Here is a 23,826-nt window from a genome sequence, read left to right on the forward strand (position 1 = left end):
CAACAATGGCTATATTAACAAAAGAAGAAGCTAAGAAAATAATTGACAAGGTATTGGCCTTCTCAAAAGCTGACGAAATGAGCGTGGCCCTTACCGGGCGTCGCACGGGCAATATTCGTTACGCACGCAATACAGTTTCTACAAGTGGCGAGTCAACCGACTTATCGCTGGCTGTAACGGCAGTTTATGGCAAACGTAGTGGAACATCAACTATCAATGAGTTTGACGATAAATCGTTGGAAAAAACAGTTCGCAGGGCAGAAGAGATAGCCAAACTGGCACCTGAAAACCCTGAATATATGCCTATGCTAGGGCCGCAGCAATTTCTGGAGTCAAATACTTTTGTGCAAAGCACAGCCAATATTGACCCTGCGTTCAGAGCGAAAGCGGCTTTCGACAGCATTGACCCCTGCACCAAGAAAAATCTGGTAGCAGCCGGGTATCTGGAAGACACCACCGGCTTTTTTGCAACAGGCAACAGCAAGGGTTTGTTTGCTTATAACAAATCAACCTCGGTAGACTTCTCAATTACAGTACGTACGGCCGATGGCCTTGGCTCAGGCTATGCTATTAAAGATTATAACGACGTATCGAAACTGAATACCAAAGCTGCTACTGAAGTAGCCATGCAAAAGGCTATTGCCTCAGTTTCGGCACAGGCATTAGAGCCGGGTAAATACACGGTTATTCTTGAGCCCGCTGCCGCAGTAGACTTACTGCAAAACATGATGCGCAGCTTTGATGCCCGCAGTGCCGATGAAGGCAGAAGTTTTTTGAGTAAAAAAGGTGGTGGGGTGCGATTGGGCGAAAAACTTTTTGACGAAAGAGTAACTATATATTCTGACCCGACGAATCCGGATGCACCTACGTCTGGCTTTGCCGGAGACGGCCGGGCTCAGGAAAAAGTAACCTGGATTGATAACGGAGTGGTGAAAAACCTGACTTATTCAAGATTCTGGGCTGATAAAAAAGGCGTTAAAGCCGTACCCCCACCATCAGGATTTATTATGGCCGGCGGAACACAGTCTTTAGCCGATTTAATTAAAGGTACTGAAAAAGGGATTCTGGTAACGCGTTTGTGGTATATACGCGCCGTTGACCCTCAAACCTTATTATATACAGGGCTTACCCGTGACGGAACTTTCTACATCGAGAATGGAAAAATCAAATTCCCTGTAAAAAACTTCCGTTTCAACGAAAGCCCGGTTATCATGCTAAACAACCTTGAAGCCATGGGTGCGCCGGTACGAATAAGCGGAAACCTGATTCCTCCATTAAAAATCCGTGACTTTACCTTTTCGTCTCTTTCAGACGCGGTATAAAATTTCACCCTGCCATGCCCCTCTTCTTTTTCGGGGAGGGGCTCTGGTTTATCTATGCGCAGGATTTACCGTGCGTTAAGCTACCTGCCTGGGTAGCTTAACGCACGGTTTAATGCTACAATTAACAATTTTTAACTATCCGCTAAGCCATTTATTAGCCAGTTTATCAAAATCCCCACGGATGGGATATCCATGAAATCATTTTAATTCTTACTTTTATAGTCCTGAACAATTATTCTATCACTCACAAATTAAAAACTGAAAAAGCTTTGAAAAGAAGAGACTTTATCCAATTATCCGGAATGGGCTTCGGAGCTATGATGCTGCCTAATATTCCGCTTGTGGGCAATGCTGTTTCGCAAGAAGCCCTGCTGGACGGCGGCATTGATGTAGCCGTAAAAAAACGTTTAGCTGATGCCGCCCTTAACGCCGCCAAAGCAAAAGGTGCTACCTACACCGACATCCGCATTGGCCGGTACCTCAATCAGTTTGTTGTCACGCGCGAAGACAAAGTGCAGAACATCGTCAACACCGAGTCTTATGGGGTTGGTGTGCGAGTAATTGCCGATGGTTGCTGGGGATTCGCCGCCGTTGTAGATGCTAAAAGCGAAGCAGATACAGCCAGAGCCGCAGAAGAAGCGGTGGCCATTGCCAAAGCCAATGCCCGGCTAATGAAAGAGCCGGTACAGCTGGCACCTCAAAAAGGCTATGGCGAGGTTAACTGGAAAGCTCCTATCAAAAAGAATTCGTTTGAAGTACCTATTAAAGAAAAAGTAGATTTATTGCTGAGTGTAAACGATGCAGCCCTTAAAAACGGCGCCAATTACGTTAACTCAGTGCTATTTATGGTTAATGAGCAAAAATACTTTGCTTCATCTGATGGCTCATATATAGACCAGGACATCCACCGTATATGGCCCATTGCTGCGGTTACAGCCATTGACCCCAAAACGGGCAAGTTTGAAACCCGCCAGGCATTAAGCGCCCCAATGGGTATGGGTTATGAATATTTACAGGCAAATCCGTCAGATAAAGTAGTAGGTGTAACCACCCGCTACAATAAAGGCTATGATATGCTGGAAGACGTAACCGCCGCTGCCAGACAATCCAAAGAAAAACTAACCGCGAAATCGGTTGAGGCAGGCAAGTATGACCTGGTTCTTGACCCTTCTCACCTGTGGCTAACTATTCACGAGTCGGTAGGCCACCCTTTAGAGCTTGACCGCGTGTTGGGTTATGAAGCCAACTTTGCCGGAACCTCATTTGCCACGCTGGATAAATGGCAAAGCAAAAATTTCAACTATGGTAGCAAAGAAGTGAATCTTTTTGCAGATAAAACGCAGGTCGGGTCATTAGGTGCAGTCGGTTGGGACGACGAAGGCGTACAAACCAAACGCTGGGATTTAGTGAAAGACGGTATTCTGGTAAATTATCAGGCTATCAGAGACCAGGCACATATTATTGGCGAAAAAGAATCTCACGGTTGTTGCTATGCAGACAGCTGGTCGTCGGTGCAGTTCCAACGCATGGCCAATGTATCTTTGGCTCCGGGTAAGGCTCCATTATCAGTTGAAGAAATGATAAAAGACGTGAAGAAAGGCATATATATTATTGGAGACGGGTCTTTCTCAATAGACCAGCAACGCTACAACTTCCAGTTTGGCGGACAATTGTTTTATGAAATTAAAGATGGAAAGATTGAAGGCATGTTGAAAGACGTAGCCTATCAATCAAACACACAGGAGTTCTGGAACTCATGTGTGAAGATTTGCGACGAAAAAGATTATCGTTTGGGTGGTTCGTTCTTCGACGGCAAAGGGCAACCTTCGCAGTCAAGCGCGGTATCTCATGGTAGTTCAACCGCTCGTTTTAATGGGGTTAACGTCATTAATACAGCACGTAAAATCTAAATTACACCAGAGAGTGGAGAATGAAAAATGGAGAAAGGGTTGAAAAAAATACTTTTTCAGATTCCTTGTTCTTAACCATGTTCCTCGTCCAATCCCTAAAATCAAACCATTTAAAATCTGAAATCAAATGTCTGTTATATTAACCGAGGAAGAAGCTAAAGCCTTGCTGAAAAAGGTTTTGAGTTATTCAAAAGCAGATGAATGTGAAGTAAATCTGCTTGGCGAGATACGTGGAAATATCCGCTATGCCCGTAACGAGGTATCTACCAGTGGCTCTTTAATTAATAAAAACCTGCAGGTGCAATCTGCTTTTGGCAAAAAAGTTGGTGTCGCCACCATTGATGAGCTGGATGACGCCTCTATTGAAAAAGTGGTTCGTCGCTCTGAAGAATTAGCCAGATTAGCCCCCGAAAACCCGGAATACGTAGGCATTTTAGAGCCCCAGCAATATCTTAAATCAAGCGGACATTACGACTCTACCGCAAAAATTACTCCTGCTACACGTGCAGAGGCAGTAGATAAGAGCCTTCAATTATCAAGAGCGCAAAATCTGGTGGCAGCCGGTTTCCTTGAAGACCGCCACGGTTACAATGCCATGATGAACTCAAAAGGTTTGTTTGCTTATTATCTGGACTCAAACGTTAACTTTTCGTTAACCGTCCGTACGCAGGATGGAACCGGTTCTGGCTACGTAGCCAGAGGCTATAACGATATTAATAAACTGGATACAGCCACAGCTACTAAAATTGCTATTCAGAAATCGGTAGGCTCTGTTGGCGCCAAAGCGCTTGAGCCGGGCAAATATACTGTTATTTTAGAGCCTACTGCCGCTGTTGTGCTTTTAGAAAACCTCTTTTTTGATATGGACGCCCGTAGTGCCGACGAGGGGCGGTCTTCCATGAGCAAACCGGGTGGCAAAACCAAACTCGGCGAAAAAATTGTAGATGAACGCGTTACTTTTTATTCAGACCCACAAAACCCTGAATTACCGGCAGCAGCCTGGTCGGGCGATGGGCAGCCGCAGAAGAAATTGTTCTGGGTTCAGAAAGGGGTTGTAAAAAATCTGGCCTATTCAAGATTCTGGGCCAAACAAAAGGGCGTACAGCCGGTGCCTTATCCAAACAACATGATTATGGAAGGCGGCACAGCAACCCTTGATGAAATGATAAAAAGCACCAAAAGAGGTATATTGGTTACTAAGTTATGGTATATCCGCTCTGTTGACCCTCAGACTTTGTTACAAACGGGTCTTACCCGCGACGGAACTTTCTACATTGAAGATGGCAAAATTAAACATCCGATTAAAAACTTCCGTTTTAATGAGAGTCCGATTATCATGCTTAACAACCTTGAAACGCTGGGCAAGCCAGAGCGCGTTGTGAGTACCGAATCGAACCAGAATTACATTGTACCACCCATGAAAATCAGAGAATTTACGTTCTCTTCACTTTCTGATGCCGTATAACGGACTGATAGTCCGTTGAAAGTAGCACGGACTGGTAGTCCGTGGTTATGGAAAAAAACTGAGATAATAGAGAAGTCTCTTTCTCTATTATCTCAAGCCAAATTACCAGGAATTATTACTGAAAATTAACACTTCACAACATTTGAAACCTTTCGTTTTCACTCGGATTCAATACACTTCGGGGGATTGGGATACAGATCAGCGCATGCCTTCCAATATCCTAAATTCGCTGGTAGAATACACTACCATACCCGTTGATGAAAAAGAGAAAGTAGTGTTATTGAGCAGTAACGAAATATTCAGAAGCCCGTTCTGTTATTTAAGTGGCCATAAGCTGGTAGAGTTTTCAAGTCAGGAGAGAGAACATTTCAGAAAATATGTCGAAAACGGTGGATTTGTCTTCGTCGACGACTGTAACCATGATATCGACGGATTGTTTGCCAAATCATTTGAGCAGGAAATGACTCGCACTTTTGGAGCCAAAGCACTTCAGAAAATACCCAACACTCATCCCATTTACCATTCATTTTTTCATTTTGATGGCCCGCCTACAACCAGTTTCGAGCTGAACGGCTGGGGCGATGACCTGGTACACGACTACCTGAAAGCCATACAAATTAACGGAAGAATCGGCCTTCTTTACAGCAATAAAGATTATGGCTGCGAATGGGACTACGACTTCAGAAATAAACGCTGGCTGGCAGAAGACAACACCAAGTTTGGGGTAAATATCATCAATTACGCATTAACAGTTTAAACATTGGAAACACAGAATCTGAATCACTATAAAACGCTGGTATCTAAACTACCACACTTAAAAAAAGAGATCGGTAAAGTTATTGTCGGCCAGGAAGAAGCCATCAATGAAATATTGATTAGTTTACTGGCGGGTGGCCATTGTTTGCTGGAAGGTGTGCCCGGGCTTGCCAAAACACTGATGGTAAAAACCATGTCAGAAGCGCTTGACATGAAATTCAAAAGAGTACAATTTACCCCGGATCTAATGCCGGGCGATATTATTGGTACCGAGATATTGGAAGAAGACCACGAAACAGGTAAGAAGTTTTTCAAATTTAACCGCGGGCCCATCTTTGCCAATATTGTTTTAGCAGACGAGATTAACCGTACACCGCCCAAAACGCAGGCAGCTTTGCTGGAAGCCATGCAGGAATATAAAGTTACATACGCCGGCACCAATTATGACCTGCCCCTGCCCTTTCTAATTATTGCTACGCAGAACCCTATTGAACAGGCTGGTACTTATCCCCTGCCAGAAGCTCAGCTTGACCGTTTCCTGCTTTATATTAAACTGGGATACCCGTCTGAACAGGAAGAACTCAACGTACTGAAAAGTACAACAGGCAGCAGCAAACAAACTTTGCAGACCGTGCTGACAGATAACGAGATAATAGATTTACAAAAACTAACCAGACAGGTACATATCAGTGATGAATTGATTGTGAAAGTAAACCAATTGGTAAGAAATACCCGCCCGGCCAATAGTTCTTCTCAATTTGTAAAACAATGGTGCGACTGGGGCGCAGGCCCCCGCGCAGGTCAGGCGCTCATTTTATGCTCAAAAGCAAGAGCGGTATTAAACGAACGCTTCTCGGTCGTTCCGGAAGACATTGAGACACTGGCGTATCCGGTGCTTCGTCATAGAATTGCATTGAATTTCCGTGCCGAAGCTGAAAATATAACTACTGACAACGTAATTGGGGAGTTGTTGAAAAAATAAACCTGATGCTCACTACCGAACTCATTAAATTAAATAATCTGCAACTGGCTGGCCGCTTGGTTAGTGAAGAAGTGATGCTGGGTATCCATGGCAGTAAACGTTCAGGTATCGGTACAGAGTTTGAACAATACAGACACTACGAACCGGGCGACGACCCGAAAAGAATAGACTGGAAACTATTTGCCCGTACTCAAAAGCACCTGGTGAGAGAATCGGCCACGGAAAGTAACCTGCATATCCGGTTTGTGCTTGATTTATCTGGTTCAATGAACTACCAGGAAAAATCTGTAAGCCGGCTGCAATATTGCAAAATCCTGTTGGCTTCAATGGCTTATCTCGGGTATCGGCAAAGCGATCAGATGAGTCTTTATTCGCTTAAAAATGGCAATCTGCAAACATTGGTGCCGTCTGGCAAGCAATCTTTTCACCGAATTTTATATACCCTTGAAAAGGCAGAAGCAGAAGGGCCCTGGCAAAATAACGACCCGAAATTTGCTGAATTTCAACAGAAGCAAAAAGAGCTGATTGTAATGGCTTCTGATTTTCTGCAGGCAGATAACGAATGGATACAGCTAATCAGGAATATTGCCAACCCCAGGCGCGATATTATAATATTTCAGGTTTTGGGAGAAGACGAAATCAACTTCAACCTGAATGGATTTTACCGTTTCAAAGATTTAGAAACGCAAAAGGAAATAGAATTACAGGCAGAAGCAGTAAAGGCCGAATTTAAAGCCGGTATAATGGCTTATCTGGAAAATCTGGAAACTGCATTACAGATTCCAAACGTTAGTTTAATCAGAGTTACACTTAATGAACCCATCGCAAGAGTCATTGCCGAGTCATTAAAGAAAAGAAAATTTTAAGTATGGAATTGTTAAATCCTCTGATGCTTTGGGGTGGTTTGGCCATTGCAATACCCATTATTATCCATTTCTGGCATCAGAAAAAAGGTAAAGTTTTAGCATGGGCTGCCACCCAGTGGCTTCTGGAAAAAAACCTACAACAGTCGAGAGGCATCCGGCTGGATAATATTCTATTGCTACTGCTTAGGTGCCTGCTTCTATTGCTGCTTTGCTTTTTATTAAGCAAGCCTGTTTTCGACTGGTCTGATGCGTCATCTTCGTCTCAGAAAATACATCTGGTTCAACCAAACAAACTGATAATTGATAACTTTAAGTTTGAATTGCAGGATGCGCTTAAAAAAGGTGAAAAAATCTATTGGATTCAACCCGCTTTAACCTTAGCGGATGACCTGGGCAATGTACACCAAACCGATAACTTTAATCCGCTACTTTTGCAATCATGCCTTAATAAATTAGCGCAAACCATCAAAAAAGAAGATATAGCGCTTTATTTGATTAATAGTCAGAACCTGGCACAAGTACCTAAAATTTTTGTACCATCTGCTTTCAATCTGCATACCATAGTTGATTCATCCAAAAACAACCTGAAGCCCTATTTAGCTTTTGGTAATAAAAAACTATTTGTAAACGCTGCCAATCAATTGGCGCTGCAAGCAGAATCAGACAACAACAATACTTATACCGGCAGCCCGGCCAATAATGCACCAATCGAGGTTTTGATTCTCAATCAGAATAAAGCAGAAAAACAAACCATTTTAGCTTCATTAAAAGCTTTGGAAGAAGTGTATAATATTACACTGACAGCAGATACGGAGGTTAACAAGCACAAAAAATACAACTGGGTATTCAGCGATAAACCTTTAAGCTCAAAATCAGAATATGATTCTGAATCAACTTTGAACATCATTTCTAACACAGACAATATTCCGGTAAACCAATTAAGATACCAGATGAATACTATTCAGATTCCGTACAGCCTCAATCCACAAACATCTGCGGCCATTTTTAATGGTGAGTTTCCTGAATGGCTGGCAGAGACGCTGATAAAACACTATGATTTAAACCCTGTGCCTACGGTTTTGAGTAATCAGCAATTGCAAAGTATATTTACTAAATCCGGCGCTGTTAATGCAAATCAGGAAAATGAACTTGCAAGAATCTTACTTTTTGCTTTCATCATTATTCTGGGCATTGAACGTTATATAGCCATCACTAAAAACGCATGAATCAGGTCAAACATATTATATCGGGTGTGCGCTTCCAGTTATATGCGGTGGCATTCTTTACATGTCTGCTGGTGGCAGTTTCCGCCTTTTTACTGGTATCGGTTTTTAGCAGTTCTTTGTCGGTATCGCTAATTTGCAGCCTGCTTGCCTTTGGTTTAAGCGCCTACCAGACACAATTGTTTAAAGATAAACAAAATGAAGCAGTAAGGTTAATCCATAAAACAGTCGGAGACACCGAGTACAGCCTTCAGTTACTCAAGGTGTCGCAACCCAACATAGCTGAGCAATTGCAATTGGAAAGATTAGCCTCAAAATTGCAAGGACACAGAACACCTTCGGCAATCAATTCAAAAATATGGGTTCCGATTGCCATAGCAATCGTTTCTATGGTTATCTATTTAGGGTACCCGCTTATAAAACAGCATCAAAGCAAAGAAACCTTTAGCACTGAGACCCACACCAAAGCATCGCCACAAGAAATGGCTAAACCACCTGTGTTCAGTTCAGCACAATTAACCATTACACCACCTGCCTATACCCAATTACCAACCAAAACAAATAACGATTTAAATGCCTCTGCCATCAGCGGTTCTATGCTTAAATGGCTTGTAGCGTTTAATCATACCAATAATCTGGCTGTGAAACTGAGCAATAACAGAGGCGAAGAACTCGCTTTCAGGAAAACAGGAGAAGTTTTTGAATACACCGACATGCTGCAAGGCTCTGGTTTATATGCCATAAAAGCCTATTGGAAAGACTCCCTCATATTTCAGTCAGACTATTACCGGTTGGAAGCCATACCGGACCTGGCACCCAGAATTGACCCGGCATCTAAAGAACTGTATAAATTCCATTTCCTGAAAGACCCGAAAACCGTTCAGATTTCAGCAAAAATATCAGATGATTTTCAGGTAACTCAAGCATTCATCATTGCCACTGTAGCCAGGGGGTCAGGAGAGAACGTAAAATTCAGAGAAATTAAATTACCTATAAATCAGGCTCATTTCAAGGAGGCTTTCATCAACAAAACCATTGATTTAAAGGCGCTAAACTTTGCCCCCGGCGATGAGCTTTATTATTACTGGGCCGCCATTGACAATAAAAAGCCGGAACCCAACTATACCAAGTCTGACACCTACTTTATTGTTTATAAAGATACCTCAAAAACAGAGGAAGCCGAGATGGCTACCATGGCCGTGAATATACTTCCTGAGTATTTCAGAAGCCAGCGCCAGATTATTATTGATACTGAAAAACTCATCGCCAAAAGAAATAAAATCAGCCTGAAAGATTTTAAGAGTACATCTAATGAAATAGGTTTTGACCAGAAAGCGTTACGCCTCCGTTATGGACAGTATCTGGGTGAAGAGTTTGAAAACTCTATTGGTGGCGGCGACCCTATTCCGTCAGACGCTATCAGCGGATCGGCTATGGGTGGCGACCTGCTGAAAGGCTTTACTCATGCACATGACGAAGGCGAGCACGACCATGAAGATGGTGAAAAGCACCAGGCTAATGGACATAGCCATGACCACGGCGCAGAAACTAAAGGTAATCAGGACAACGAAGACCCATTGGCAGCTATTCTGAAAGACTACGTGCACTCGCATGATGATGGCGAAGCCAATACTTTCTACGAACAATCTACCCGAAGTTTGTTAAAAATGTCGCTCGAACAAATGTGGCAGTCAGAATTACACCTGCGTCTTTACGAGCCTGAAAAAGCCTTACCATTTGAAAAAAAGGCTCTCGAATTTCTAAAATCGGCACAGCAAAAGGCGCGTACATTTGTAAAGAAAACCAGCTTTGACCCACCCCCCATCAAAGAAAAAGAAAAGCGCATGACAGGCGAGTTGACGAAGTTCAACGAGGCCTTCAGCTATGAAAAGAATTTTTCTCAACAAAAGTTAGAACTCCTGGTAGCTCAGGTGCTGGGTATTATAGATACCAAAAAAGAAGGCCTGAAACTAAACGGGTATCAAAAACAAAGCTTATTGCTTTTAGGTACTTACCTGAGTGGCAAGGTAATGAATAGCAAGCTGAGCAACTGGTCTGTTTTAAGCCAGCTTCAGAATTTAATCAACGATAAGGATTTATCGACTGACGAAAAAGCGGAGCTAAAGACCAAACTATACCAGCTAACCGGTATTACCCAGCCAAAAGGCATATTGAACAAATCTTATTCGGCAGAAAAAAAACTGGAGAAGGCATTCTGGAAAAATATCAGGTAATGCTACCTGTCAGACCAATACTAATACATGGCATTTAACTTACTCATATTATCAGTCTTCCAGTCAAAGTGGATACTTTATGTAGGCTTGGTGTTCCTATTGATTATCCAATTATGGTTGTTGTGGCGGTCAAAAGCTCTGCCTAATAAACGCTTACTGATACGACTTGGGCTGAATCTGTTCGTTTGGCTGGCAGTTTTTCTTTTTGTTTTTCAGCCGGGTTTTAAGCATACTACCAATGGCAACAAAATTTTATTGGCTGCCGCCAAAATACCCATGGCTTATGTTCAGAAAATAAAAGACAGCCTTCAAATCGCAGATTCTTTCAATGAGCAGGACTTTAACCGCTTAATCAGTAATAATCCGCAATTTGCTGACAGCCCCGGCAATGTTTATCTCTTAGGGCAGAATTTCAGCCCTAAAACCCTCAGCTGGTTGAGTAACAGGAACCTAAACTGGATACCCTATTTTGACGAAGCACAACTACAGAATTTACGATATAAAAGCATTGTAAAAAAGGGAGACATACAAGAACTGAGCGGTAAATTAACCGTTAATAAACCTCAGACACTCGCCATTAAATATGGTAATCAAACGTTAGATAGCCTCGTATTGCAAAAAGGCCATAATACTTTTCATTTCAGTTTTCCGGTTTTTACCATTGGTCGTACGGAGGCAGTATTAACACTGGATGAGGCGCCGCTTGAGCGCATTCATTTTTTTGCACAAGCTCCACAGCCACGTAAAGTACTTTTCATATTAGCCAATCCTGATTTTGAAAGCAAAAATCTATCAGAGTGGCTGGGCAGAAACAATTATCAGGTTGAGATTATTACTACCATTGCCAAAGACGCCCAAAGCAAGGTTACTATCAATAAGCCCGGCGATACTAAATCGTTCGACGCTGATATTTTAATAACCGACCCTGCCAATGCAACGCATACACTGGTAAAAAAAGCAGCTGCCGAAGGCAAAAGTGTCTTGTTTATTAACTGCACTAAACCCGAAGAAGACGCTAAAACGCTGAATCTGGCTTTGGGCACTAACTGGCGCATAAAAAAAATATCAAACGACCAAACAATAACCGTTGCTGATAATCTTACAGCACTGCCTTATGTGCCTGAACCGGCCGTTAACCAGAAATTAATCGGTAAATACCCCATAGCCATTCAGAAGAAAGCCGGGTCAATTGGTTTGAGTTTTCTGAATGAGACTTTCCCGTTGAAACTAAGTGGCGATACCCTCGGCTATGCCCGTATCTGGTCGTCGGTATTTCAACAACTGGCCCCTTCTGCTACCGACAACATTCTGATTGATGCTCCTGTTTTTACCGATACGCAAACATCTATTATTATTAATAATCCTACTGTGGTTTCTTCAAAAATCAGGATAGATACAGATACAAGTATTTTATCTCAATCGCCAGTCAATCCACTTACCTATTCAGGAAGCTATGTTTTCAGAAAACCGGGCTGGCAATCATTTCAGGATTCGTTATCGCTTTATGTGGAAGAAAACACAGGAGGGCTTAAGCAAGCCGTGCAAATACAAGAAGCCTTGCAGGCGCATCAGCGCATAAATACTATTAGTGGTGGTAAAGCATCATTACAGTCACTTACCACCACTTTGCCAGACTGGGCCTGGTATTTGATTATATTGGTGGGTTTAGTAGCGCTCTGGGTAGAACCCAAACTGAATTGATAAGTAATGCTTTGTTATCTTAGAGTTGCTTAACCGCTACAGAAATACTTTCCAGGCGTGTTTTAATCTGCTCAATGTTTTGTTTAATTTCTTTTTGCACCTCCAGCATTTTTTCGGCAGGTAAATCAGGCACCGAATTGTGGTGATGGTGTTCATGCTCATGGCCACTTTCATGGGTATGTTCAAAACCCGGCACCGCAAAGAAGTTCTTCTCCCAAGTATTAAAGTCAGCCTTCAAGGTTGTCAATTCCCTGGCTAACGAATCAGCTTTTAAAGTTTTTTTTGCAAGTAAAAGGTTACTAAGGCTGTCGAGCTTATCTATTTCAGGCTCAACTTGCTCCTGAATAGCCTCTGCCTGCATGTGTACCTCATTGGCCTCTACCAATACGGGGTTGTCTTTCGGATTTTTTGACGAGCACCCCATTACTGCAATTGCTGCGAAAAACAAAAGAATTTTATTCATTTCATTATTGTGTTTTATGCTTGAAAAAACGTTGTATCTGTGCCTCTTTTAACCGGGTTTCTTCTGACTTAAACCAATGAACCGGCGGATAAAAATAGAAAACAATTGAAACCAGAGAAATAAACCAGAATCCGGTGCGCTGCACTTTTGAGGCCTTGCCGGCAGGTTTGTACACCTGATAAAAAGTAACCCCGAAAATAATTAACTGGCAACACAGTAAAAGAGGCGCATACGCCTGCAAGGCTATAAAAATGCTTAAACCACCGCTGATACTCAGCAGCAATGGTAAACCACAGCAAATCAGGTGAACGAAAGAAGCGGTAACCAGTTGGAATCCTAACAATACTTTTGTCATAATACTATAATTTAATGACAGGCAGATAAGTATATGTAGAAATACCTGAACTTTAATAGATGAAATACTTGCAACAATGATGCAAAAATAAATCTCTCTGACTATATTTGCAACATTATTGCATAAACAATTTTACTATGAAAAAATTCAGTTCATATTTTTCGGTAGGGCTAATACTCATTGTAGTGGCAGGCATCATTAATACCGGCTTTAAAGTGCAGGCCGAAACCCAGCACATTACATGGAAAGACCTGCAGGATGTACGCTTTAAGAAGAAATTTAACAAACAGGAGAATATGTTTTTTCTTTACCCTGAATTTGGCGAGCGTGTAAAAGCACTGGAAGGAAAAGTGATACTAATAAGAGGATATATGATTCCGGTTGACCCGGCTGAAAACGTATTTGTGCTTTCGGCCAATCCTATGGCTGCCTGTTTTTTCTGCGGAGGCTCGGGGCCTGAATCAATCATACAACTGAAACTGAAACAACCCCGCCGCTTTGCGACTGACGAAATATGGACCGTAAAAGGCATATTAAAACTAAACATAGACAACGTAGAAGAGCTGAACTACGTTTTACAAAATACAGAACCCATAAAGAAGTTTAATTGAGGTATCAGACTTCTTTTACGCTGTAAATTTAACCACAGCATACATAGCCACATAGTGGGTCTACATGGCTATTTATGATGCTTTAGTTACCTGCCGGCTTGTTATTACGACGAAAAAATTTCTTTTTCGGTTTACCTGTCTGGCCGTCAGGCTTTGGGGTTCTTGCATTTCTGTTCTGCCCTTTATACTCAGGAGCAGCACCCAGGCCCAGGCTTTCGGTAACGCTTTGCTTTTCAACTTCGCGCTCCAATAGCTTTTCAATATTTACAATACGGTATTGGTCTCTTTCATTAATAAATGTAATAGCCGTACCGGTGGTTTCTGCTCTGGCTGTGCGCCCGATACGATGGATATAGTCTTCGGCATCGCGCGGCACATCAAAATTTACTACATGGCTCAGATTATTGATGTCTATACCTCTTGAAAGCACATCGGTAGCTACCAGAATCTTAAATTGCTTATTTTTGAAGTCGCGCAATACGTTTTCGCGTTCCTGCTGCGAATTATCGGATGATATCCCCCGGGCATCCAGGTTTAGTTTTGTTAAAGCCCTGATGATTTTTTCAATCATCATTTTCTGCGACGAAAACACAATCACCGACTGTACATTGTCATTTTTGAGCAAATGTGCCAGCAAAGGTATTTTCTGGGTATCGGTGGCCATATAAAACTGCTGGTCTATACCTACCGCTGGCTTTGATGTGGCCAGCCGCACTTCTGCGGGGTCTTTCAGTATTCTGTTGGCAAAATCTCTTATTTTTTTAGGCATAGTTGCCGAAAACATCAAGTTCTGCCGTTGCACCGGCAGGTGCTTCAGGATATACATAATGTCGTCTGAAAAACCCATATCAAGCATCTTATCGGCCTCATCAAGTACCAGACATTTAATGTGGTCAAACTTCAGGTCGGTTGCTTTCATGTGCGCCATCAAACGCCCGGGCGTTGCAATAATAATATCGGCACCATGTACAAGGGCTTTTCGCTGCTGATTCCACTCTTCCCCTACTCCGCCGCCATAAATGGCAATGCTGGTGGCATTAATAAAATAACTGAATCCTTCTATTTGTTCATCTATTTGTTTAGCCAGCTCACGCGTAGGCACAAGCACCAGCACCGAGGTCTGGTTACTTTGGTTTCGCACAACGTGGTCTAGCAAAGGAATAAGAAAGGCAGCGGTTTTGCCAGTGCCGGTTTGCGCAGAAGCAAGAAGGTCTTTTCCTGAAAGAATAATAGGAATGGTTTGCTCCTGAATAGGAGAAGCCTGTACGAAATTCATGGCGTTTACGCCAGACAACAGGTCTTCATGTAGGTTAAATTCGCTAAATTGCAAGTTTTAATTAATAATTTTGATTGGTAAAAATGTAAAGATAGCATTTAGAAACGAAGAATGCACAGAAAGGCCAAAACATCGGCAATTCTGTGCATTTTTTTATAGGTTTATGGTTGCTTTCGCCTTGCCCGGTTTACGGAATTGCGCAACAAGCCAACATCTTATTTGAAGAAAAACTTACTGGGTGCAATTTCTACTTTTACAGAATCAATCAGTTCTCCGGTTACTTTATACCTGAAAACATAACCTGCCTGCTTGTAAGACGGCGTAACACCAGCATAGATAATATTTGCGTTTGTATCAAATCCCAGGCCAGACAATGTACGCTTGATTAAGGGCTTGGCGTTTGATATTGCCGCATCACTTATATTAAAGCTATATACTTCTCCGCCTTCACTCCAATTCGAATAATCAAAATAGATAGTTCTTTTGTCGGCACTTAAAACCAATTCTCCGGGTACTTTACCTGTTGTTTTTTCGGTACTTAAAGTAGCTTCGATTGATTTGGTAGATGGATTAATACGGAAAACTTCTTTACCAACCGAACACCAAATCTTGTTGTTGGCATCAACTACAAGATTGGTGGTACCGCCTTTCATCGAAATTTTACCAGACACCTCATCTTTGGCAATATCAATTACGGTAATCTCGCTCTTGCCCGAGTACGGGTCATTACCAATAAAGGCTTCATTACCTACAACCACAATTCCTTCGGCGCCATTTTGCACAGCAATTTTTTTGGTTACTTTATTGGTGTTCAAATCAATTACCAGAACATACCCTGGTTTGTATGAATAATCGGCATTCAGCACGTCCCAACAAACTACATAAGCTTTATTAGAAGCAACTTTGATAGCGTTGCGTGGGTTTTCAACTTCTTTTATTGACGCCACCGACTTAAGGGTACGGGCATTTACAATTTCTATGGCGTCTTGGCCGTCAGTAGAGTTATCTACTAATATAATTCCTTTACCGTCTATTTCTGCGTATTCTGTAATACCCCCTACAATTGAGCGCTTATTTTCTTTTTGAAAAACATCAAGGGTAGCTTTTGTAGAATCTCGTTTCAGAAAAGATAGTGTGCCGTTGTTATCAAAAAAGTTGCCGGCGTTAATCACTATCACACCTGTGTCGTATGGTTGTGCGGGTTCTGCATCCTTGGTTTCGCAAGAGAATAAAGCAATAGAAACAAAACCAAGTAACAATAATTTTTTGTAGTTCATCTGGATTACTTATTTATGTTAAAAACAAAGTTGATTGCATAATTTCTGCCGGGCATGGCATTGCGTTTTGAGTTAAGGTAGAGCTCATCAAACAGGTTGTTTACCTGAAAAAACAAGCGACCGTCTGCATGCTTCCATTTCAGGCCACTTTCAAGTATCAGGTTTACCAAATGCTGGCCATCGAGCCATTTAGAGTTGTCGAACGTGTAATACCTACGGCTATTGGCTTGCCATTGAAGCGTTGCACGGAACGGCGTTCCGTGTTTTTTCAGCCACCCGGTTTTCCCGTTTGTCTGGTAATATAAATTGGCGGTAAAATTGTGCTTCGGTATGTAAATCAGCTGCTTACCTATTACATCGGCAGAGAAAACATTATAAGCTTTCTGCTGCGAAGAATGCGTGTAAGCATATTGGGCATGAAACCCAACCGCCAGTTGCTCGCGCTGATATTGCGTTTTGTGTGTAAGCTCCAGGCCTTTGGCCAATACCTGCTGCAGATTCTGTACCTTGTAATTCAAATCCGGATTCCAGTAGGCCCAGTTGTCAATCAGATTATGATACAGATTCATCGACGAGCTAAAACTGAAAGTATGGCGCTGCTTATTCCAGCTAACACCCATCTCTTTATTAAATCCGTCTTCGGGCTTCAGCTCCGGGTTGCCTAATTCAGACCAATAGCGTTCGTTCATGGTAGGCACCCGGTAGCTGCGTGAAACATTGCCCGTTAATTTAGTGGATTCAGTAAGCTGATATTCAAAACCCAAAGCAGGGGCTAAGGGTGGCTCAAAGCCTTTTACAAAGGCCTGACGCACATTAAGCGAGGTAAGTAATCTTTTTGAAACCTGGTACCTCAGCCAGGCAAAAACGTCTAATCTGTTCTCTGCAATGGTGTTCTTTTCATATTCGTCAACATGTGCTATTACATGCGCTGCCTCAGTGCCAATATGGGCTGTAAGTTTTGAAATCTGCCATTCATGTTCGGCACGAATCAAAAACCGGTCAATGGCTGTCCGGCTGGGTTTAACAAAATTACCCTTACCATAATTGGTGATATCCTGCACATAACCACCTCTGACAGTCAGTTTTTTAAATTGATAGGTATTCAGAATCCTGACAGCCTGCGTTTGCAAAACCTCTCTTGTATGGATTGACTGCGGCGATATTTCGACATTATTATCAGAAACCCAGACGTTCAGCGAAAGCTGGTTTTGTTTTTTGGTGAGATAAAACAAATCCTGAATAAAGCCTCTTGAAGAAGTGGTTGAACGCTCAACCGGATAATAGTTCCGCTCTGTATAAGGGTAATTGTTATTCAAAACGCCACTATAAAACACCGTCTTTGACGAAACCCTGTTGCCTGAAACCCGGGCGCTTAACTGTGTTTGGCGGTTATCAAAACTGGCCATCCGCTGCCCGAAACTTAACTGCATTTTATTTTCCCAGACAGGCTTTGAGTCGAGCAGTATACTGCCTCCAACGGCATCTGACCCTACCACACATGACGATGACCCGTATTGAATAGCCAGGAGGTCGAAACCTGCAGCAGGCAAAGTGGAGAAATCGCTCTGCCCTGTACTTGGAGAGTTGATATTGATGCCATTCCAGACTACAGCCGTATGATTGCTTGAAGTACCTCGCAATCCTATACTTGTCAGTTGCCCGTTTCCATAGGGCCGGAAATTAACCGGTGCCTGAAAGTTTAGAAATTCGGCCAGGGTCTGAAACTTTGCCTGCTCAATTGTGGCTGAATCAATACGCTGAATCTTTAGCCCTGCCATAAACCTGGTTGGAGCGAAGGTTTTCACCAACACTTCGTCCAGCATTCTGGTTGAGTCAGTCTGGCCCAATACAATTTCCTGCGACAGCAGAAGCCACGCAAAGGCAAAGGGCAAAACCCTCAGACACAAGCATCTGATAAAAATACTCAATTAATTAACACATGTAAAATGAATGATAGTCTGTCGCTCAGTTGGCTTCATCCTCCGTAAAGCGCAAATAAGGATAGCTTTGGGCAGGTCTCCTGACTCGTTTCAGCATCTCCGGCCTTCCCGTATAACAGTGGCCATGCAGTTGAAATGCACTAAAGAAACTTACAGTTGCGGGGACAGCTCCCGGTTTACACGGGATTCCCTTTTAAGCCTTGAAACAACTATCGGAAGCTGTATAAGGCACCTAAAACTGTTGCAAAGGTAAAATGATTTTTAAAAATAACAGCAACAGGCACAAAAAATAGTATTGGGCAGTGCGTTTATGAAAAACTGAAACACTTATAAACACAAATGAAGGGTTGTAAAATCTTATGTTTATATTCGCACAAACAAAACCTTAATCAAGAATGACCAAAAAGAGAATTGCCATTGATATGGATGACGTAATGGCGGCCACAGGAAAGAAAATCCTGAAAACTTATAACCACATTATCGGTACGGCTTTCACAGAGCAACATTTTGAAAACAAAGCTTACTTTGAGATTTTTGAAGAAAAAAACTATCATAAAATTCGGGTTGAAATATTTAAACCGGGCTTTTTCAGAGATGTAGAGGTAATGGCAGATGCCGTAGAGGTAATAAAAAAACTGCATGAGCAATATGAAGTATTTATTGTATCGGCAGCTACCGAATTCCCAAATTCATTGAAAGACAAAATGGACTGGCTGGAAGAGCATTTTCCGTTTATATCATGGCGAAACATTGTGCTTTGCGGAGATAAAAGCATTGTAGCCGCCGATTATATGATTGACGACCACGAGAAAAACCTGAAAACCTTTAAAGGTAAACCGCTGATGTTCAGCGCCATTCATAATCAGAAGGTAACCGGTTATCAAAGATTCAAATCATGGAAAGAAATTGAGGCTTTTTTTGAGAATGAAAGTTAAGTTGAACTCAATAAATTTTCATGCGAAAATCTAAAGAAATACCAATAGTTTCACAACCTGAAAAGAACTATGCTGCATCTATCCTATTAGCCAGCTTGTTTTTAGTTGGGTATTTTTGGCTTTTAGCCAATTCAATTATACTAGTTTCATGGGTATTACTTTTCGTTGCGGTGTTATGTTTATTTGGCAGTAGCTACCTGATTCTTAATTTGTCCAAATACATTTATTATTTCTATTCAGATAGAATCATTATAGCTACACCAAAAAATGAATACCTTGATGAAATAAAGATTTCTGATATAGTTGCCTGGAATATAGAATATTTTAAGTCCGAAGGCTATAAATCAAATAAAATTTTGGTTTTTAAAACAATTGAAAAAACAATTTTTATAAGCAGCCGGGACTATAAAAATTTCTCAGATTTTATTAGCTTTTTCAGAAAACGAAAGTTATCGGTTGACCCAAATTTAAAGTCAACATTTGAAATTGCTTTGCTAAAAAGAATACCTGGTTCTGAAAGAATCGGTCCTGTTGCAATACTAGTTTCAATTATTCTTACAATAGCTACATTTTGGATTTTAGTAAGAGAAAAATCTGATTCTGATGAAAGAATATACTTTGTAAGTGAGATAACAAATATCTATATAAAAAGACGTGGTGCTGAGCTAGAATTGAAAGACTTTCCCACATTAAATTTTCATACAGGAGATAAAACTTTTTTTCAACCTTACTATTACAATAATGGAGATATTATTTACACAAATCAAGGCAAAACAATAAAGATTGGTGTTCTAAAAAGTGAATATGATTGGCGACTAAAGAATAAGTTTATTAGGAAAATCTCTATGTCTTCTGAAACAGACTTATTTATTGAAAATTTTAGAATACTTGATAACTCGACTGGAGATAACAAACCTTAGACCAATATGACCGCAAAACAAATTGTAGAAAAACTGGCAGCTTTTCCTAACAGAGGTGTAGCCACCGCTAATGAAATACCTGTGCTTGAATATCTAAGCAGTTTGTTTCCGGAATATGACGTTTCAAAGGAGGCCTTCAGAACGCCTAAAACTTACATTTCTATTGTCTGGTGGCTCATCGGTGGTTTGTTTGCCGGTTTATTAACTCTTAATTTCTCTCCAATTGCCGGGCTTTTTATCACACTCATATTTGTAACACTGGCAATGCTGTATTTCAACTGGTACGCATCGCCGGTTACGGGTTTTCCTCCACTGGTTACTTCGTATAACCTCGTAGTTAAGCCTAAAAGTAAAGCAACCAGCAAACCTAAGAAACTCATCCTGATGGCACATTGGGACACCGCCCCTATTTCGGTTCTTTATCGCCCCGAAATGGTTGGCAACTTCCGGAAGTCTTTAAAAATGAGCCTGTTTTTGATGATTGTGGCGCAATTTATAGCCATTTCTCAGTTTCTGGCGCCAAACAATTTCATTATGATGATAGGCAACGTATTAGCTTTTTACTTTCTGTTGCAGGGGGTAGTGGGTACGGTAGACTATTTCCGCCTAGGCTATTCAAACGGCGCTTCTGACAATGCTACCGGAGTAGCCGCCGCAGTTGCCACCGCCGAGAAGTTGTGGGCTAAAAATTTAGACAATCTGGATGTGGAACTGGTTCTGACAGGTGCCGAAGAAGTAGGCATGATAGGCGCCAGAGCCTACATGAAAAAACATTATACCGAATTTAACAAGGAAACCTATCTGGTTAATTTTGATACATTGGGCAGCGGTAATCTGAAAATCATAACCCAAACGGGCAGTTGGTCTAACATTGTTTATGACAACCAGTTGATACAAATAGCCAAACAAACCGTTGCACAGCTTCCGGCTCTTAAAAATGTAACCACAGGTGCATGGCATACGGCTGACTTTGATTCGGTCTGGTTTCAGCGGGCGGGCATTCCGGCTGTAACGCTGGCAGCACTTGATGCGCACGGTCGAATGCCTAACATCCACCGACCAACAGATGTGCTGGCAAACGTAGATTTTTTACCTATAGAAAAGGCTGTTATATTAGCAGAGAAAATCGGAGAACAACTCAATATTTCTTAAACACCTTACTATGAATCGTAACCAGACTTTTATCTTCTTTGGCCTGTCTGCGATAAACATTGCCTCAGGCTTGCTGGAAACCGAATGGCTTGGCAACATTACTAAACCGCTGCTGATGATTACCCTGGGTTTGTTTTATTACCTGCGCACCCGTGCCACATTTAGTAAAAGAGACCGGCTTGTGTTATTTGCTTTATTTTTCTCTTGCCTGGGAGACACCTTTCTGATGTTTCAGCAATTAAACCCCAATTACTTTCTGATGGGCCTGGGTGCATTTCTGCTTGGGCATGTCTGCTATATTTTATTGTTCCGGCAAGAGGGTAAATCACGCCATTTCCGCTGGCTACCTTTTATTTCTTATGCTTGTTTGCTACTGTTTTTTCTATTGCACAGAATTCCGACCGACTTCAGGATTCCGGTAACTTTGTATGCCATAGTAATAACCTTAATGGGTATTCGTGCCAGCGAGCGGCAGGTAAAAGACAAAAGTTATGAAGTTGTACTCATTGGGGCGGTATTATTTATTGCCTCCGATTCGCTTATAGCCCTTAACAAATTTGTAGTATCAGTGCCGATGGCTGGTTTTCTGATAATGAGTACTTATGTGGTAGCGCAATACCTGATTATCCACGGTTTGCTCATCAGTCGTCGCTCTTAGTTTCATGTTTTTTGCGTCTGCGATAAGACGGTTCCGGAGCAATCAATTCGGCCATATCGCTCAGCTCCAGTTTCAGGGCATTCATCGATAATGTTATTTCACGTACCGACAGAGTGAGTGCTGCTATCTGTAGCATCAATGCACCGCCAAACATCCATTTGGCTGCCAGTTCGCGGCCAACAAAAATCAACAACATACAAACCGCACTTAAAAGCAGGCTCGAAATGGCTATTATCTGAATATTCCTTACAATTCTGATGCGCCTCTGTAAACCGATAATCTGTGCAACTATGTTCTCTTTTTCTTCTTCAGTTTTGTATTTTAAATGCAAATCTCTGATAAGACTAGCCAGCGCCAGAAACCGGTTAGTAAAAGCAATCATCAGTAATGAAACCGTAGAAAAAAGAAGTGCCGGAGTACCAATTGTCAATTCCATCAGATAGTATTAAGCGAAATCAATCGTTTCGCATGAGCCAAAGAGTTTGTAAAGAATTTAAGCGTAGCTGCCCGATATATAACTTTCCAATGAAGCTATCTGAGACTTTTGTTCATTGATTAACGTTGAAACCAGGTCATTGATAGAAATAATGCCTACCAGCGTGCTGCCGTCCATTACTGGCAAGTGCCTGATGTGCCTGTCAGACATTATCTGCATGGCATTTTCCAGTTTATCTTCCACATCTATGGTAATAACTTTGGAGGTCATTACATCTTTTACCTTTGTTTCATCTGAGTGCAGGCCTTTCAAGACAATCTTACGGGCGTAGTCGCGCTCAGAGAAAATTCCGGAAAGGGCTCCGTTGTCAATTACTAAAACCGCCCCTATGTTTTTATCTGCCATTTCTACAAGTGCATTGTATACAGTTGTATCTGACGAAACCGAGAACAGGGCATTGATTTTCTTTTTCTGCAATATCTGACGAATTTTCATAGGTGTGTACGTTATGGTTGATTGAAACTTCCTACAATTTTATAAAAAAAATCATAGAAAGCAATAGTTTGAAAAACAAAAATATATTCTTAACTTTGCACCCCTAAATAATGCGTTTCAGACATTAATCAGCGCTTATTCAGAATAAAACAGTATTCATTGTAAATCTATCATTCAAAAAATGTACGCAATCGTAGAAATCGCAGGTCAGCAATTTAAAGTTGAAAAGGGTCGTACGCTCTACACAAACAGATTAGAGGGCGAAACGAACGCTGAACTTGTATTCGACAAGGTACTCCTTGTTGACAACGGTGGAACCATTTCTGTAGGTACTCCAACCGTAGCTGGTGCTTCTGTAAAAGCAACCATCCTTGAACACCTTAAAGGCGAGAAAGTAATTGTTTTCAAGAAAAAACGTCGTAAGGGCTACGTTAAAAAGAACGGTCACCGTCAGTATTTGACCAAAATTCAAATTGACGAAATCGGAGCGTAAAACTGGTTGAGTGAAATGCTCAGCATCAAAAACATTTATTCATTGCAATTCACTAATTAAAAGAGAATAAGGTCATGGCACACAAAAAAGGTGTCGGTTCGTCAAAAAACGGCCGCGAATCAGAAAGCAAGCGCTTAGGCGTTAAATTGTTTGGTGGCCAAACGGCTATCGCTGGTAACATCATTGTTCGTCAACGTGGTACCAAACATAATCCGGGTGTAAACGTAGGTGTGGGCAGAGACCATACACTTTTCGCGTTAACCGACGGTATCGTAGAGTTTAAAAAAGGACGTGACGGAAAATCATTCGTTAACGTAGTAGCAGAAGCTTAATCAGCACGCTGCAAACGACTTGGA

The 23,826-nt window shown here is 41.7% G+C and carries 23 protein-coding genes and 1 riboswitch; of the genes, 16 read left to right on the top strand and 7 right to left on the bottom strand.

Annotated elements, in window-relative coordinates:
* Positions 1-5: 5 nt before the first annotated feature.
* From NZ848_RS14835 to NZ848_RS14875, 9 genes are all read left to right on the top strand, one after another.
* Positions 6-1,322, top strand: a complete 1,317-nt coding sequence (locus NZ848_RS14835; protein ID WP_259016144.1) for a TldD/PmbA family protein — start codon at positions 6-8, stop codon at positions 1,320-1,322.
* A 269-nt stretch (positions 1,323-1,591) separates the two neighbouring features.
* Complete coding sequence (locus NZ848_RS14840) at positions 1,592-3,232, top strand: TldD/PmbA family protein (RefSeq protein WP_259016146.1); 1,641 nt, start codon at positions 1,592-1,594, stop codon at positions 3,230-3,232.
* Positions 3,233-3,359: 127 nt separating this feature from the next.
* The gene (locus NZ848_RS14845) at positions 3,360-4,697 is read left to right on the top strand and encodes a TldD/PmbA family protein (protein WP_259016147.1); all 1,338 of its coding nucleotides are present in this window, start codon (positions 3,360-3,362) and stop codon (positions 4,695-4,697) included.
* 142 nt (positions 4,698-4,839) lie between these two features.
* Positions 4,840-5,454, top strand: a complete 615-nt coding sequence (locus tag NZ848_RS14850) for a DUF4159 domain-containing protein (protein WP_259016148.1) — start codon at positions 4,840-4,842, stop codon at positions 5,452-5,454.
* A gap of 3 nt (positions 5,455-5,457) precedes the next feature.
* Complete coding sequence (locus tag NZ848_RS14855; protein ID WP_259016150.1) at positions 5,458-6,435, top strand: AAA family ATPase; 978 nt, start codon at positions 5,458-5,460, stop codon at positions 6,433-6,435.
* Between the two features lie 5 nt (positions 6,436-6,440).
* Positions 6,441-7,301: a DUF58 domain-containing protein gene (locus NZ848_RS14860; protein ID WP_259016152.1), complete on the top strand. Its 861-nt coding sequence runs from the start codon at positions 6,441-6,443 to the stop codon at positions 7,299-7,301.
* 2 nt (positions 7,302-7,303) lie between these two features.
* Positions 7,304-8,527 carry a BatA domain-containing protein gene (locus NZ848_RS14865; protein WP_259016153.1) on the top strand — a complete coding sequence of 408 codons (1,224 nt, stop codon included), beginning with the start codon at positions 7,304-7,306 and terminating at the stop codon, positions 8,525-8,527.
* Positions 8,524-10,758: a hypothetical protein gene (locus NZ848_RS14870; RefSeq protein WP_259016155.1), complete on the top strand. Its 2,235-nt coding sequence runs from the start codon at positions 8,524-8,526 to the stop codon at positions 10,756-10,758. The genes NZ848_RS14865 and NZ848_RS14870 overlap by 4 nt, the downstream gene beginning before the upstream one ends.
* 27 nt (positions 10,759-10,785) lie before the next feature.
* Positions 10,786-12,459 (top strand): hypothetical protein, encoded by a 1,674-nt coding sequence (locus tag NZ848_RS14875; RefSeq protein WP_259016157.1) that lies wholly within the window; start codon positions 10,786-10,788, stop codon positions 12,457-12,459.
* A 19-nt stretch (positions 12,460-12,478) separates the two neighbouring features.
* On the opposite strand, the gene NZ848_RS14880 is transcribed toward NZ848_RS14875, so the two are convergent.
* Complete coding sequence (locus NZ848_RS14880; protein ID WP_253534016.1) at positions 12,479-12,922, bottom strand: hypothetical protein; 444 nt, start codon at positions 12,920-12,922, stop codon at positions 12,479-12,481.
* Positions 12,923-12,926: 4 nt separating this feature from the next.
* Entirely contained in the window at positions 12,927-13,277 is a 351-nt protein-coding gene (locus NZ848_RS14885) for a hypothetical protein (protein ID WP_253534015.1), read from the bottom strand.
* Positions 13,278-13,414: 137 nt separating this feature from the next.
* Between NZ848_RS14885 and NZ848_RS14890 the strand changes: the two genes are divergently transcribed.
* On the top strand, positions 13,415-13,888 hold the full coding sequence (locus NZ848_RS14890) for a DUF3299 domain-containing protein (protein ID WP_259016160.1): 474 nt from the start codon (positions 13,415-13,417) through the stop codon (positions 13,886-13,888).
* Between the two features lie 82 nt (positions 13,889-13,970).
* Here the strand turns inward: NZ848_RS14890 and NZ848_RS14895 are convergent, their stop codons facing one another.
* The 3 genes from NZ848_RS14895 to NZ848_RS14905 all read right to left on the bottom strand — a co-directional run bounded on the left by NZ848_RS14895 (position 13,971) and on the right by NZ848_RS14905 (position 18,369).
* On the bottom strand, positions 13,971-15,218 hold the full coding sequence (locus tag NZ848_RS14895; protein ID WP_309600838.1) for a DEAD/DEAH box helicase: 1,248 nt from the start codon (positions 15,216-15,218) through the stop codon (positions 13,971-13,973).
* Positions 15,219-15,379: 161 nt separating this feature from the next.
* Complete coding sequence (locus tag NZ848_RS14900) at positions 15,380-16,441, bottom strand: DUF5074 domain-containing protein (RefSeq protein ID WP_259016161.1); 1,062 nt, start codon at positions 16,439-16,441, stop codon at positions 15,380-15,382.
* Between the two features lie 5 nt (positions 16,442-16,446).
* The gene (locus NZ848_RS14905) at positions 16,447-18,369 is read right to left on the bottom strand and encodes a TonB-dependent receptor plug domain-containing protein (protein ID WP_259016162.1); all 1,923 of its coding nucleotides are present in this window, start codon (positions 18,367-18,369) and stop codon (positions 16,447-16,449) included.
* A 65-nt stretch (positions 18,370-18,434) separates the two neighbouring features.
* Positions 18,435-18,632: riboswitch (cobalamin riboswitch) on the bottom strand.
* A 144-nt stretch (positions 18,633-18,776) separates the two neighbouring features.
* Between NZ848_RS14905 and NZ848_RS14910 the strand changes: the two genes are divergently transcribed.
* From NZ848_RS14910 to NZ848_RS14925, 4 genes are read left to right on the top strand one after another with little or no spacing between them, the layout of a single operon-like run.
* The gene (locus tag NZ848_RS14910) at positions 18,777-19,316 is read left to right on the top strand and encodes a 5' nucleotidase, NT5C type (protein ID WP_253534008.1); all 540 of its coding nucleotides are present in this window, start codon (positions 18,777-18,779) and stop codon (positions 19,314-19,316) included.
* Positions 19,317-19,336: 20 nt separating this feature from the next.
* Positions 19,337-20,236: a hypothetical protein gene (locus NZ848_RS14915; protein WP_259016163.1), complete on the top strand. Its 900-nt coding sequence runs from the start codon at positions 19,337-19,339 to the stop codon at positions 20,234-20,236.
* A 6-nt stretch (positions 20,237-20,242) separates the two neighbouring features.
* Positions 20,243-21,388, top strand: a complete 1,146-nt coding sequence (locus NZ848_RS14920) for a M28 family metallopeptidase (protein WP_259016164.1) — start codon at positions 20,243-20,245, stop codon at positions 21,386-21,388.
* Between the two features lie 10 nt (positions 21,389-21,398).
* Positions 21,399-22,046 carry a lysoplasmalogenase gene (locus NZ848_RS14925; protein ID WP_259016165.1) on the top strand — a complete coding sequence of 216 codons (648 nt, stop codon included), beginning with the start codon at positions 21,399-21,401 and terminating at the stop codon, positions 22,044-22,046.
* Here the strand turns inward: NZ848_RS14925 and NZ848_RS14930 are convergent.
* Both NZ848_RS14930 and NZ848_RS14935 read right to left on the bottom strand, forming a co-directional pair.
* On the bottom strand, positions 22,030-22,482 hold the full coding sequence (locus tag NZ848_RS14930; RefSeq protein ID WP_253534004.1) for a DUF2721 domain-containing protein: 453 nt from the start codon (positions 22,480-22,482) through the stop codon (positions 22,030-22,032). The two genes, NZ848_RS14925 and NZ848_RS14930, sit on opposite strands and share 17 nt — an antisense overlap.
* Before the next feature lie 57 nt (positions 22,483-22,539).
* Positions 22,540-22,977: a CBS domain-containing protein gene (locus NZ848_RS14935; protein WP_259016166.1), complete on the bottom strand. Its 438-nt coding sequence runs from the start codon at positions 22,975-22,977 to the stop codon at positions 22,540-22,542.
* 181 nt (positions 22,978-23,158) lie between these two features.
* On the opposite strand from NZ848_RS14935, the gene rplU reads away from it, so the two are divergent.
* Together rplU and rpmA are read left to right on the top strand one after the other, a co-directional pair.
* A complete protein-coding gene (rplU, locus tag NZ848_RS14940; protein ID WP_101725301.1) occupies positions 23,159-23,470 on the top strand; it encodes a 50S ribosomal protein L21 in 312 nt (103 codons plus the stop codon).
* Positions 23,471-23,544: 74 nt separating this feature from the next.
* Positions 23,545-23,802: a 50S ribosomal protein L27 gene (gene rpmA, locus NZ848_RS14945; RefSeq protein WP_101725302.1), complete on the top strand. Its 258-nt coding sequence runs from the start codon at positions 23,545-23,547 to the stop codon at positions 23,800-23,802.
* Positions 23,803-23,826 lie beyond the last annotated feature (24 nt).

Origin of the sequence: Emticicia fluvialis, from assembly GCF_024793945.1 — a bacterium.
GTDB lineage: Bacteria > Bacteroidota > Bacteroidia > Cytophagales > Spirosomataceae > Emticicia > Emticicia fluvialis.